Annotated in this window: 13 protein-coding genes; all 13 read left to right on the top strand. The window is 64.3% G+C overall.

Annotated features, from left to right (window positions below; all coding sequences use genetic code 11):
* Positions 1-86 precede the first annotated feature (86 nt).
* A complete protein-coding gene (locus DM374_RS28455) occupies positions 87-989 on the top strand; it encodes an energy transducer TonB (RefSeq protein WP_110972893.1) in 903 nt (300 codons plus the stop codon).
* A gap of 51 nt (positions 990-1040) precedes the next feature.
* On the top strand, positions 1041-1610 hold the full coding sequence (locus tag DM374_RS28450; protein ID WP_110972892.1) for a YqgE/AlgH family protein: 570 nt from the start codon (positions 1041-1043) through the stop codon (positions 1608-1610).
* On the top strand, positions 1610-2044 hold the full coding sequence (gene ruvX, locus DM374_RS28445; protein WP_095155857.1) for a Holliday junction resolvase RuvX: 435 nt from the start codon (positions 1610-1612) through the stop codon (positions 2042-2044). The genes DM374_RS28450 and ruvX overlap by 1 nt, the downstream gene beginning before the upstream one ends.
* 48 nt (positions 2045-2092) lie before the next feature.
* A complete protein-coding gene (pyrR, locus tag DM374_RS28440; RefSeq protein ID WP_095155856.1) occupies positions 2093-2611 on the top strand; it encodes a bifunctional pyr operon transcriptional regulator/uracil phosphoribosyltransferase PyrR in 519 nt (172 codons plus the stop codon).
* 12 nt (positions 2612-2623) lie between these two features.
* Complete coding sequence (locus tag DM374_RS28435; protein ID WP_095155855.1) at positions 2624-3628, top strand: aspartate carbamoyltransferase catalytic subunit; 1005 nt, start codon at positions 2624-2626, stop codon at positions 3626-3628.
* The gene (locus tag DM374_RS28430) at positions 3625-4896 is read left to right on the top strand and encodes a dihydroorotase (protein WP_110972891.1); all 1272 of its coding nucleotides are present in this window, start codon (positions 3625-3627) and stop codon (positions 4894-4896) included. Before DM374_RS28435 ends, DM374_RS28430 begins: the two co-directional genes overlap by 4 nt.
* A gap of 226 nt (positions 4897-5122) precedes the next feature.
* A complete protein-coding gene (gene hslV, locus DM374_RS28425; protein WP_110972890.1) occupies positions 5123-5653 on the top strand; it encodes an ATP-dependent protease subunit HslV in 531 nt (176 codons plus the stop codon).
* 75 nt (positions 5654-5728) lie between these two features.
* Positions 5729-7063 (top strand): ATP-dependent protease ATPase subunit HslU, encoded by a 1335-nt coding sequence (hslU, locus tag DM374_RS28420; protein ID WP_110972889.1) that lies wholly within the window; start codon positions 5729-5731, stop codon positions 7061-7063.
* A gap of 89 nt (positions 7064-7152) precedes the next feature.
* Positions 7153-7530: a gamma-butyrobetaine hydroxylase-like domain-containing protein gene (locus DM374_RS28415; RefSeq protein ID WP_110972888.1), complete on the top strand. Its 378-nt coding sequence runs from the start codon at positions 7153-7155 to the stop codon at positions 7528-7530.
* Between the two features lie 351 nt (positions 7531-7881).
* Positions 7882-9561 (top strand): class II poly(R)-hydroxyalkanoic acid synthase, encoded by a 1680-nt coding sequence (phaC, locus tag DM374_RS28410; RefSeq protein ID WP_110972887.1) that lies wholly within the window; start codon positions 7882-7884, stop codon positions 9559-9561.
* Positions 9562-9619: 58 nt separating this feature from the next.
* Positions 9620-10471, top strand: coding sequence for a poly(3-hydroxyalkanoate) depolymerase (gene phaZ, locus DM374_RS28405; RefSeq protein ID WP_110972886.1), 852 nt, complete (start codon positions 9620-9622; stop codon positions 10469-10471).
* Positions 10472-10594: 123 nt separating this feature from the next.
* Positions 10595-12277 carry a class II poly(R)-hydroxyalkanoic acid synthase gene (gene phaC, locus DM374_RS28400; protein ID WP_110972885.1) on the top strand — a complete coding sequence of 561 codons (1683 nt, stop codon included), beginning with the start codon at positions 10595-10597 and terminating at the stop codon, positions 12275-12277.
* A gap of 13 nt (positions 12278-12290) precedes the next feature.
* Positions 12291-12854: TetR/AcrR family transcriptional regulator (locus DM374_RS28395; protein WP_110972884.1), on the top strand; the 564-nt coding region annotated here is incomplete at its 3' end.

Here is a 12854-nt window from a genome sequence, read left to right as displayed (position 1 = left end):
GAAACCGTGCGCAGTGGGTTATCATGCCGGTCCTTTACGACCTGGGCACCCTGCTCCGCCGGTTCATCCCGGCTGCTGGATTATCGATGACGCTTCCCGCCGACCTCCCCGCCGACCTTGCTCCGCCCCGCGTTCGCGCGGCGGATCGCCTGGGTTTTACCCTGTTCGTGGCAGCCCTGTTGCACCTGACGCTGATCCTCGGGGTGAGCTTCACCTTCGCCAAGCCTGAAGAAATCCGCCGGACCATGGAAATCACCCTGGCCACCTTCAAGAGCGACGTGGCGCCGAAGAAGGCCGATTTCCTCGCCCAGGAGAACCAGCAGGGCGCCGGCACGCTGGACAAGGCCGAAGTGCCGAAGACCACCGAAGTCGCGCCGTTCCAGGACAGCAAGGTCAACAAGGTCACGCCACCACCGGTATCGCGCACGGAAGACGTCCCGCCGCCACCGGCCAAGGCCGTGGTCACCACCGTCGCGCCGAAGCCGCAGAAAGTCCAGAACACCCCCAAGGAAGCCAAGCCCCAGCAGGCACCCAAGGCCACCACCCCGGATTTCGACAGCTCGCAACTGTCCGACCAGATCGCCAGCCTCGAAGCTGAACTGGCCAATGAACAACAGCTCTACGCCAAACGCCCGCGTATCCACCGCATCAGCGCCGCCTCGACCATGCGCGACAAGGGCGCCTGGTACAAAGACGAGTGGCGCAAGAAGGTCGAGCGCATCGGCAACCTGAACTACCCCGACGAAGCCCGCCGCCAGCAGATCTACGGCAGCCTGCGGCTGATGGTGTCGATCAACCGCGACGGTTCGCTGTTCGAGGTGCTGGTGCTGGAGTCGTCCGGCCAGCCGCTGCTGGACCAGGCGGCGCAGCGTATCGTCCGTCTGGCAGCGCCTTTTGCGCCGTTCACCGGCGACCTGAACGACATCGACCGACTGGAAATCATCCGCACCTGGCGCTTCGCCCGTGGCGACCGCCTGTCGAGCAATTAAGGCCGTGGCGCGGCTTGTCAGTCCAGCGCCTCGCCGCCACACTACATAGCTATGAAAAACCTCAGCCCGACTTACCTCAAGCACCAGTTCCTGATCGCCATGCCGCACATGGCGGACCCGAATTTCGCGCAGACCCTGACCTACATCGTCGAGCACAATGCCAACGGTGCCATGGGCCTGGTGATCAATCGTCCGCAGGAACTGAACCTGGCCGATATCCTCGAGCAATTGCGCCCCGAGGAAGAACCGTCGCCCCTTAGCGCCAACGTGCCGATCTACATCGGCGGTCCGGTCCAGACCGACCGCGGTTTCGTGCTGCACACCAGTGAGAAGTCGTATCAGGCCACCATCGAACTCGATGGCCTGTCGCTGTCCACCTCGCAAGACGTGCTGTTCGCCATCGCCGACGGCAGCGGCCCGCGCCAGAGCCTGATCACCCTCGGCTACGCCGGCTGGGAAGCCGGGCAGCTGGAAGCGGAACTGGCCGACAACGCCTGGCTGAATTGCCCGTTCGACCCCGAAATCCTCTTTGGCATCGCCTGCGAGCTGCGCCTCGACGCCGCCGCCGCGCAGCTCGGCATCAACCTGCACCTGCTCACCAGCCAGGCGGGGCACGCCTGATGGCCGAACTTCGTCTGCTGCTGGGTTTCGACTACGGCAGCAAGCAGATTGGCGTCGCCGTCGGCCAGATGATCACCGGCCAGGCCCGCGAACTGTGCACGCTGAAGGCGCAAAACGGCGTGCCGGACTGGAGTCAGATCGAAAAACTGATCAAGGAATGGCAGCCCGACGCCTTGGTGGTCGGTCTGCCGCTGAACATGGACGGCACACCCAGCGAAATGAGCGCCCGCGCCGAGAAGTTCGCTCGCCGCCTGAACGGCCGCTTCAACCTGCCGGTACACACCCACGATGAACGCCTGACCACCTTCGAGGCCAAGGGCGAGCGCATGGCCCGTGGCGGCCAGCGTGGCAGCTATCGCGACAACCCGGTCGATGCCATCGCCGCCGCCCTGCTGCTGCAGGGCTGGCTGGAGGCCAATCCCGCGCAGTCGTAACGTATCAAGCCGGGCCAGCCCTCTGCCCCGGCCATTTGAGGAGCAAGCATGAGCCTACCCAATCCCGCCGAACTGATCCGGCAGATGGCCGTTGACCTTCGCGCCCATCTGAGCCGCCGCAACATCGCCGAACCCCGCTACATCGGTATCCGTACCGGCGGCGTCTGGGTCGCCAAGGCGCTGCTGGACGAACTGGGCAGCGACGCCGCCCTCGGCACCCTCGATGTTTCGTTCTACCGCGACGATTTCAGCCAGAACGGCCTGCACCCGCAGGTGCGCCCGTCCGAGCTGCCGTTCGAGATCGAAGGCCAGCACCTGGTGCTGGTGGACGACGTGCTGATGAGCGGCCGGACCATCCGCGCCGCCCTCAATGAACTGTTCGACTATGGCCGCCCGGCCAGCGTGACCCTGGTCTGCCTGCTCGACCTGGACGCCGGCGAACTGCCGATCCGGCCGAACGTGGTCGGCGCCACCCTGTCGCTGGCCGCCCATGAACGGGTAAAATTGCTCGGCCCCGCGCCGCTCGTCCTCGAGCGCCAGGACCTCGCCTCCGCTTCCGCCCTTTAAGAGTCCCCCGCGATGACGCCACTCGACGCCAAGCGCCCGCTGCAGCTCAATGACCAGGGCCAGCTACGCCACTTCCTCTCGCTCGACGGCCTGCCCCGCGAGCTGCTCACCGAAATCCTCGACACCGCTGACTCGTTCCTCGAAGTCGGCGCCCGGGCGGTGAAAAAAGTCCCGTTGCTGCGCGGCAAGACCGTCTGCAACGTGTTCTTCGAAAACTCCACCCGCACCCGCACCACCTTCGAACTGGCCGCCCAGCGGCTGTCGGCGGACGTGATCACCCTGAACGTGTCGACCTCCTCGACCAGCAAGGGCGAAACCCTGTTCGACACCCTGCGCAACCTCGAAGCGATGGCCGCCGACATGTTCGTGGTCCGCCACGGCGACTCCGGCGCGGCCCACTTCATCGCCGAGCACGTCTGCCCGGAAGTGGCGATCATCAACGGCGGTGACGGCCGCCACGCCCACCCGACCCAGGGCATGCTCGACATGCTGACCATTCGTCGGCACAAGGGCGGCTTCGAAAACCTGTCGGTGGCCATCGTCGGCGACATCCTGCACTCGCGGGTCGCGCGCTCGAACATGCTCGCGCTGAAGACCCTCGGTTGCCCGGACATCCGCGTAATCGGCCCGAAAACCCTGCTGCCGATCGGTATCGAGCAGTACGGCGTGAAGGTCTACACCAACCTTGAAGAAGGCCTGAAGGACGTCGATGTGGTGATCATGCTGCGCCTGCAGCGTGAGCGCATGGCCGGCGGCCTGCTGCCCAGCGAAGGTGAGTTCTACCGCCTGTTCGGCCTGACCACCGCGCGCCTGGCCGGCGCCAAGCCGGATGCCATCGTCATGCACCCGGGCCCGATCAACCGCGGCGTGGAAATCGAGTCGGCGGTGGCCGACGGCGCCCATTCGGTGATCCTCAATCAGGTTACCTACGGCATCGCCGTCCGCATGGCGGTGCTGTCCATGGCCATGAGCGGGCAGAACGCCCAACGTCAATTCGAGCAGGAGAACGCCCAGTGACCCTCAGTATCCTCGGCGCCCGGGTCATCGACCCCAACAGCGGCCTGGACCAGGTCACCGACCTGCACATCGATGGCGGCAAGGTCGTTGCCATCGGTGCCGCCCCGGCCGGCTTCAGCGCTGCCCGCAACCTCGACGCCAAGGGCCTGGTCGCCGCGCCTGGCCTGGTTGACCTCAGCGTCTCGCTGCGCGAGCCCGGCTACAGCCGCAAGGGCACCATCGCCAGCGAAACCCGCGCCGCTGCTGCCGGTGGCGTCACCAGCCTGTGCTGCCCGCCGCGCACCAAGCCCGTGCTGGACACCTCGGCGGTCGCCGAACTGATCCTCGACCGCGCCCGCGAAGCCGGCCATGCCAAGGTGTTCCCGATCGGCGCCCTGAGCAAGGGTCTGGAAGGCGAGCAACTGGCCGAGCTGGTGGCCCTGCGCGACACCGGTTGCGTCGCCTTCGGCAACGGCCTGGAAAGCTTCCGCAACACCCGCACCCTGTGCCGGGCACTGGAATACGCCGCCACCTTCGACCTGACGGTGATCTTCCACTCCCAGGACCGCGACCTGGCCAACGGCGGCCTGGCGCACGAAGGCGCGATGGCCAGCTTCCTCGGCCTGCCGGGCATCCCGGAAACCGCCGAAACCGTGGCCCTCGCCCGCGACCTGCTGCTGGTGGAACAAACCGGCGTGCGTGCGCACTTCAGCCAACTGACCAGCGCCCGCGGCGCCCAACTGATCGCCCAGGCCCAGGCCCGCGGTCTGCCGGTCACGGCCGACGTCGCCCTGTACCAGTTGATCCTCACCGATGAAGCGCTGGTGGACTTCTCCAGCCTGTACCACGTGCAACCGCCGCTGCGCACCCGCGCTGACCGCGACGGCCTGCGCGAAGCGGTGAAGTCCGGGGTTATCCAGGCGATTTCCAGCCATCACCAGCCCCATGAGCGTGACGCCAAGCTGGCGCCGTTCGGTGCTACGGAGCCAGGTATCAGCAGTGTCGAACTGCTGCTGCCGCTGGCCATGACCCTGGTGGAAGACGGCCTGCTCGACCTGCCGACCTTGCTCCAGCGGCTGTCCGCTGGTCCTGCGGCGGCGTTGCGCCTGCCGGCGGGTGAACTGCGTGTCGGCGCGGCGGCGGATCTGGTGCTCTTCGATCCGCAAGCCTCCACCGTGGCGGGCGAGCAATGGCGCTCCAAAGGCGACAACTGCCCGTTCATCGGCCACTGTCTGCCGGGCGCGGTGCGCTTCACGGTGGTGGATGGTCATATCAGCCACGAAGGCTGATTGCACCCTCCCCCCTCCCACCTCCCCTTGTAGGAGCGAGCTTGCTCGCGATAGCACAAAGATGCCGGTACGCTATCGCGAGCGAGCTCGCTCCTACAGGGGGGGGTGTGCGAAGCACGAAGTGCGACCAAGGTCGCACCGCCCGTCCCCCACGGTTGAAATATTTCCCCCCACCCCCATATGAGTCTGCACAGGCATTTTCGCCCCGCTGCGTGGAGACTCTCCCTTGACCACCATCGTTTCAGTTCGTCGCCACGGCAAAGTCGTCATGGGCGGCGACGGCCAGGTTTCCCTCGGCAACACCGTGATGAAAGGCAACGCCAAGAAAGTGCGCCGCCTGTACCACGGCCAGGTCATCGCCGGTTTCGCCGGCGCCACCGCCGATGCCTTCACTCTGTTTGAGCGCTTTGAAGGCCAACTTGAGAAACACCAGGGCCATCTGGTCCGCGCCGCCGTCGAGCTGGCCAAGGAATGGCGTACCGACCGTTCCCTGAGCCGCCTGGAAGCCATGCTCGCGGTCGCCAACAAGGACGCCTCGCTGATCATCACCGGCAACGGTGACGTGGTCGAACCCGAGGACGGCCTGATCGCCATGGGCTCTGGTGGCGGCTTCGCCCAGGCCGCGGCCCGCGCCCTGCTGAACAAGACCGATCTGTCGGCCCGGGAAATCACCGAGACCGCTCTGAATATCGCCGGTGACATCTGCGTGTTCACCAACCACAACCTGACCATCGAGGAGCAGGACCTGGCCGAGTAATCAGCTGTTCTGGCGCCCGGTGACGACCACCGGGCTTTTCCACGCTGATTTCACCGCCAAGGGACGACCACTACCATGTCCATGACCCCCCGCGAGATCGTTCACGAACTCAACCGTCACATCATTGGCCAGGACGACGCCAAGCGCGCCGTTGCCATCGCCCTGCGCAACCGCTGGCGCCGCATGCAACTGCCCGCCGAACTGCGCGTCGAAGTGACCCCGAAAAACATCCTGATGATTGGCCCGACCGGCGTTGGTAAAACCGAAATCGCCCGTCGTCTGGCCAAGCTGGCCAATGCGCCGTTCATCAAGGTCGAAGCGACCAAGTTCACCGAAGTCGGCTATGTCGGCCGTGACGTCGAGTCGATCATCCGCGACCTCGCCGATGCCGCGATCAAGATGCTTCGCGAGCAGGAAATCATTCGCGTGCGCCACCGCGCCGAAGACGCCGCCGAGGACCGTATCCTCGACGCCCTGCTGCCACCGGCCCGTGCCGGTTTCAACGATGATCCGGCACCAGCCGATTCGAACACCCGCCAGTTGTTCCGCAAGCGCCTGCGCGAAGGCCAGCTGGACGACAAGGAAATCGAGATCGAAGTTGCCGAGTCCGCCGGCGTCGACATTTCCGCCCCGCCGGGCATGGAAGAGATGACCAACCAGTTGCAGAGCCTGTTCGCCAACATGGGCAAGGGCAAGCGCAAGAGCCGCAAGCTCAAGGTCAAGGAAGCGCTCAAGCTGGTCCGTGACGAAGAAGCCGGGCGCCTGGTCAACGAGGAAGAACTCAAGGCCAAGGCCCTGGAAGCGGTCGAGCAGCACGGCATCGTGTTCATCGACGAAATCGACAAGGTAGCCAAGCGCGGCAACGTCGGCGGCGCCGATGTGTCCCGCGAAGGCGTGCAGCGCGACCTGCTGCCGCTGATCGAAGGCTGCACCGTCAACACCAAGCTGGGCATGGTCAAGACCGACCACATCCTGTTCATCGCCTCCGGTGCCTTCCACCTGAGCAAACCGAGCGACCTGGTGCCCGAGCTGCAAGGCCGTCTGCCGATCCGCGTCGAACTCAAGGCGCTGACCCCGGAAGACTTCGAGCGCATCCTCAGCGAACCGCATGCCTCGCTCACCGAGCAGTACCGCGAGTTGCTGAAGACCGAAGGCCTGAACATCGAGTTCGCCGCCGAAGGCATCAAGCGCCTGGCCGAGATTGCCTGGCAGGTCAACGAGAAGACCGAGAACATCGGTGCCCGTCGTCTGCACACCCTGCTTGAGCGTCTGCTCGAAGAGGTGTCGTTCAGCGCCGGCGACCTGGCCAGCGCCCACAGCGAAACGCCGATCCGCATCGACGCCGAGTACGTCAACAGCCACCTCGGCGAGCTGGCGCAGAACGAAGACCTGTCGCGCTACATTCTCTGACGGCAGCCGCAAGTATCAAGCCTCAAGCTGCAAGCTGGACGTGATCCGCTTGCAGCTTGTAGCTTGAGGCCTATAGCCAAGGAGTTTTTATGTCCCGTCTGCCTACCGCCATCAACCTTCGCAAAGCGTCGAAGACCCTGTCGCTGACCTACGGTCCCGATGAGGTCTACAACCTGCCCGCCGAATTCCTGCGGGTGCATTCCCCCTCCGCCGAGGTCCAGGGCCACGGCAATCCCATCCTGCAATTTGGCAAGATCAACGTCGGCCTGAGCAAGATCGAACCGGCCGGTCAGTACGCACTGAAACTGACCTTCGACGACGGCCATGACAGCGGCCTGTTCACCTGGGAATACCTTGAGCAACTCTGCCTGCGCCAGGAAGAACTCTGGTCCGACTATCTGCAGGAGCTCGCCGCCGCCGGCAAATCTCGCGACCCCTCCGAATCTGTCATCAAGCTGATGCTCTAGTCCGGCACTCTCCTGTTTTAGAGCGCATTTTCTAATTCGATCTGCTTGAATGCCTCTGGCACCGGCCAGCGTCTGGCCGGCTTGCGCATAACTGGAAAGTCGGGTAACCAATGGATCTGGCAAGTTCTCTGCATCGGCAACAGGGCAGGGAACAGGCTGGTATGTAGAGGTCGCGAGCGAAAGCAGGCAGTCTTCTCACGCAGAAAAACCCGCACGGCTCATCGTCGCTCACATCCGGCCGCAGGACCGCAATTCGTTATCACTGGTCACCCGAGCAGCAGTACCGGGGCTTCGTCTGTGTAACGCCAACAGCCGAGCCGGTACTCGTCTCAGGACAACGGAGCGTCGTAGATGAGTAACAAGAATAACGATGACCTGCAGCGCCAAGCCTCGGAAAACACTCTGGGTCTGAACCCGGTCATAGGCTTGCGCCGCAAGGATTTGCTGACTTCTGCTCGGATGGTGCTTCGCCAGGCCATCCGGCAACCGCTGCACAGCGCCAAGCACGTCGCCCACTTCGGCATGGAGCTGAAGGACGTGATTTTCGGAAAGTCCAGCCTGCAACCCGAAGGCGACGACCGTCGCTTCGCTGATCCGGCCTGGAGCCAGAACCCGCTGTACCGCCGCTACCTGCAAACCTACCTGGCCTGGCGCAAGGAGTTGCATGACTGGATCGGCGACAGCAACCTGTCGCCCACCGATATCAGCCGCGCCCACTTCGTCATCAACCTGATGACCGAAGCCATGGCGCCGACCAACAGCGCGGCAAACCCGGCAGCGGTCAAACGCTTCTTCGAAACCGGCGGCAAGAGCCTGCTCGACGGCCTCTCCAACCTGGCCAAGGACATGGTGCACAACGGCGGCATGCCCAGCCAGGTCAACATGGACGCCTTCGAGGTCGGCAAGAACCTCGGTACCAGCGAAGGCTCGGTGGTCTATCGCAACGACGTGCTGGAACTGATCCAGTACAGCCCGATCACCGAACAGGTGCACGAGAAGCCGCTGCTGGTGGTGCCACCGCAGATCAACAAATTTTACGTCTTCGACCTCAGCCCGGAAAAAAGCCTGGCGCGCTTCTGCCTGCGCTCCACCGTACAGACCTTTATCGTCAGTTGGCGCAACCCGACCAAGGCTCAGCGCGAATGGGGCCTGTCCACCTACATCGACGCCCTGAAAGAAGCCGTCGACGTGGTGCTGGCGATTACCGGCAGCAAAGACCTGAACATGCTCGGCGCCTGCTCCGGCGGCATTACCTGCACCGCGCTGGTCGGCCACTACGCCGCGCTGGGCGAGAAAAAGGTCAACGCCATGACCTTGCTGGTGAGCGTGCTCGACACCACCCTCGACACCCAGGTCGCGCTGTTCGTCGACGAACAGACCCTCGAAGCCGCCAAGCGCCATTCCTACCAGGCCGGGGTGCTGGAAGGCCGCGACATGGCGAAGGTGTTCGCCTGGATGCGGCCCAACGACCTGATCTGGAACTACTGGGTCAACAACTACCGGCTGGGTAACGAGCCGCCGGTGTTCGACATCCTGTTCTGGAACAATGACACCACGCGCCTGCCGGCCGCCTTCCACGGCGACCTGATCGAGATGTTCAAGAACAACCCGCTGGTGCGCGCCGACGCTCTGGAAGTCTGCGGCACGCCGATCGACCTCAAGCAGGTCACCACCGACATCTTCTGCGTGGCCGGCACCAACGACCACATCACCCCGTGGAAGTCCTGCTACAAGTCGGCGCAACTGTTCGGCGGCAACGTCGAGTTCCTGCTGTCCAACAGTGGGCACATCCAGAGCATCCTCAACCCGCCGGGCAACCCCAAGGCGCGCTACATGACCAGCAGCGAGATGCCGGCCGATGCCGACCACTGGCAGGAAAACTCCAACAAGCACACCGATTCCTGGTGGCTGTACTGGCAGACCTGGCTGGCCGAGCGCTCCGGTGAACTGAAGAAGTCGCCGACCACCCTCGGCAACAAAGCCTACCCGGCAGGCGAAGCAGCGCCGGGCACCTATGTTCACGAACGTTGAAATCCGTCGCGCCGCCCGCCTTAAGTGGGCGGCGCTTTACCGCTAACAGGGCCCGCGCATGCCGCAACCGTACATCTTCCGAACCGTCGACCTGGATGGCCAGACCATCCGCACCGCGGTTCGCCCCGGCAAGCCGCACTTGACGCCCTTGCTGGTGTTCAATGGCATCGGCGCCAACCTGGAGCTGGTGTTTCCGTTCGTCCAGGCGCTGGACCCCGATCTTGAAGTCATCGCTTTCGATGTGCCCGGCGTGGGCGGTTCGTCGACGCCGCGCCACCCCTACCGGTTTCCCGGCCTGGCCAAACTGACCGCGCGCATGCTCGATTACCTGGACTACGGCCAGGTCAATGTCATCGGCGTGTCCTGGGGCGGAGCTCTGGCCCAGCAGTTCGCCCATGATTATCCCGAGCGCTGCAAGAAACTGGTGCTGGCCGCCACCGCCGCCGGTGCGGTGATGGTCCCGGGCAAGCCCAAGGTGTTGTGGTTGATGGCCAGTCCGCGACGCTACGTACAGCCCTCCCACGTGATCCGCATCGCCCCGGAAATCTATGGCGGCGCCTTCCGCCGTGACCCGGACCTGGCGCTGTCCCACGCGTCCAAGGTGCGGTCTTCGGGCAAGCTCGGCTACTACTGGCAGTTGTTCGCCGGCCTCGGCTGGACCAGCATCCACTGGCTGCACAAGATCCAGCAGCCGACCCTGGTGCTGGCTGGCGACGACGACCCGCTGATTCCGTTGATCAATATGCGCCTGCTGGCTTGGCGAATCCCCAATGCCCAGCTACACATAATCGACGATGGTCATTTATTCCTGATTACTCGTGCCGAGGCTGTGGCGCCGATCATCATGAAGTTCCTGCAGCAGGAGCGCCAACGCGCCGTCATGCACCCTCGGCCCGCCCCGAGCGCCTGAACCGCCCCTCATCGCTTGCACCTTTGGCAGGAGCGCCGAAACATGCAAGTGCGCTGGTCGAGGTGGGGACCGCTCATTACATAGGTTCAGTTTGTTGATGGCTCGACGACGGAGTGTTGCCGGATGAAAGACAAACCCGTGAATGCAGTGGCGCCAACCCCCGCCACCTATATCAACGTGCAAAGCGCGATCACCGGCTTGCGCGGCCGCGACCTGATCTCGACCCTGCGCAACGTCAGTCGCCATGGCCTGCGTCACCCGATTCATACCGCCAGCCACCTGCTGGCGCTGGGCGGCCAGTTGGGCCGGGTATTGCTGGGCGATACCCCGCACCAGCCCAATCCCCGCGATACCCGCTTCAGCGATCCGGCCTGGAACCATAACCCGTTCTATCGACGCGGCCTGCAGGCCTACCTGAGCTGGCAGAAACAAACCCGGCTATGGATCGACGAAAGCCAGTTGAGCGACGACGACCGGGCCCGTGCGCACTTCCTGTTCTCGCTGCTCAACGACGCCGTGTCGCCGAGCAACACCCTGCTCAACCCGCTGGCGATCAAGGAACTGTTCAACTCCGGCGGGCTGAGCCTGGTGCGCGGCCTGAACCACCTGCTCGACGACCTGCGGCACAACAACGGCATGCCGCGCCAGGTTGCCCGGGACGCCTTCGAAGTGGGGCGCAACCTCGCCGTCACCCCGGGCGCGGTGGTGTTTCGCAACGAGCTGCTGGAACTGATCCAATACAGCCCGATGAGCGAAAAACAGTACGCCCGGCCCATGCTGGTAGTGCCGCCGCAGATCAACAAGTTCTACATCTTCGACCTCAGCCCGGCCAACAGCTTCGTCCAGTACATGCTCAAGAACGGCCTGCAGACCTTCGCCGTCAGTTGGCGCAACCCCGATCCGCGGCATCGCGAATGGGGCCTGTCGAGCTACGTGGCAGCGATCGAGGAAGCCATGAACGTCTGCCGCTCGATCACCGGCAGTCGCGACGTCAACCTGATGGGCGCCTGTGCCGGCGGCCTGACCATGGCCGCGTTGCAGGGCCACCTGCAAGCCAAGCGGCAACTGCGCCGGGTGCACAGCGCCACGTATCTGGTCAGCCTGCTCGACAGCCAACTGGACAGCCCAGCCAGCCTGTTCGCCGACGAACAGACTCTCGAAGCGGCCAAGCGCCGCTCCTATCAGCAGGGCGTGCTCGACGGTGGCGAGATGAGCCGGGTGTTCGCCTGGATGCGGCCCAACGACCTGATCTGGAACTACTTCGTCAACAACTACCTGCTCGGCAAGGCGCCAGCGCCGTTCGACATCCTCTACTGGAACAACGACAGCGCCCGCCTGCCGGCGGCGTTGCATGGCGATCTGCTGGACTTCTTCAAGTACAACCCGCTGACTCGCCCGGCTGGACTGGAAGTCTGCGGCACGCCGATCGACCTGCAAAAGATCACCGTCGACAGCTTCCACGTGGCCGGCAACAACGACCACATCACGCCGTGGGACGCGGTGTATCGCTCAAGTTTGCTGCTGGGCGGCGACCGCCGCTTCGTGCTGTCCAACAGCGGACATGTGCAGAGCATCCTCAACCCGCCAGGCAACCCCAAGTCGCATTACGTGCACAACCCGAAACTGAGCAGCGACCCGCGCGCCTGGTACTACGACGCCGAAAAAGCCGATGGCAGTTGGTGGCCGTTGTGGCTGGCATGGATTCAGGAGCGCTCCGGCGCCCAGCGCGAAACCGATGCAACCCTGGGCAGCGCCAGCTACCCGGCCATGGACCCCGCACCCGGCAAATACGTGCTGGTGCGTTGAACACGAGGACTGGATGAAGACCCGCGACCGCATCCTCGAATGCGCCCTGCACCTGTTCAACCAGCAGGGCGAACCGAACGTCTCGACACTGGAAATCGCCAACGAACTGGGCATCAGCCCTGGCAACCTGTACTACCACTTCCACGGCAAGGAGCCGCTGGTGCTGGGGCTGTTCGAACGCTTCGCGGAAGAACTGACGCCGCTGCTCGACCCGCCGCTCGAAGTGCGCCTGGATGCCGAGGACTACTGGTTGTTCCTGCACCTGATCGTCGAGCGCATGGCGCAGTACCGCTTCCTGTTCCAGGACCTGTCGAACCTGACCGGCCGCCTGCCGAAACTGGCCCGGGACATGCGCAGCCTGCTCAACGCCCTCAAGCGCACCCTCGCCGCGCTGCTGGCCAGCCTCAAGGCGCAGGGCCAGATAACCAGCGACACCCGCGCGTTGGGGCAGTTGGTGGAACAGATCACCCTGACGCTGCTGTTCTCGCTGGATTACCAGCGCGTGCTGGCCAAGGATGCGGAAGTGGGGATCGTCGTGTATCAGGTCATGATGCTGGTGGCGCCGCACCTGGAGCCG

The organism is Pseudomonas huaxiensis (assembly GCF_003231275.1).
Taxonomy (GTDB): Bacteria; Pseudomonadota; Gammaproteobacteria; order Pseudomonadales; family Pseudomonadaceae; genus Aquipseudomonas; species Aquipseudomonas huaxiensis.
This window is presented reverse-complemented; position numbering and strand designations above follow the sequence as displayed.

Coding starts and splice junctions, on each gene's coding strand:
- phaC (WP_110972885.1), top strand. CDS start 10,595: ATGAAAGACAAACCCGTGAATGCAGTGGCGCCAACCCCCGCCACCTAT.
- DM374_RS28415 (WP_110972888.1), top strand. CDS start 7,153: ATGTCCCGTCTGCCTACCGCCATCAACCTTCGCAAAGCGTCGAAGACC.
- DM374_RS28435 (WP_095155855.1), top strand. CDS start 2,624: ATGACGCCACTCGACGCCAAGCGCCCGCTGCAGCTCAATGACCAGGGC.
- hslU (WP_110972889.1), top strand. CDS start 5,729: ATGTCCATGACCCCCCGCGAGATCGTTCACGAACTCAACCGTCACATC.
- pyrR (WP_095155856.1), top strand. CDS start 2,093: ATGAGCCTACCCAATCCCGCCGAACTGATCCGGCAGATGGCCGTTGAC.
- ruvX (WP_095155857.1), top strand. CDS start 1,610: ATGGCCGAACTTCGTCTGCTGCTGGGTTTCGACTACGGCAGCAAGCAG.
- phaZ (WP_110972886.1), top strand. CDS start 9,620: ATGCCGCAACCGTACATCTTCCGAACCGTCGACCTGGATGGCCAGACC.
- phaC (WP_110972887.1), top strand. CDS start 7,882: ATGAGTAACAAGAATAACGATGACCTGCAGCGCCAAGCCTCGGAAAAC.
- DM374_RS28450 (WP_110972892.1), top strand. CDS start 1,041: ATGAAAAACCTCAGCCCGACTTACCTCAAGCACCAGTTCCTGATCGCC.
- DM374_RS28455 (WP_110972893.1), top strand. CDS start 87: ATGACGCTTCCCGCCGACCTCCCCGCCGACCTTGCTCCGCCCCGCGTT.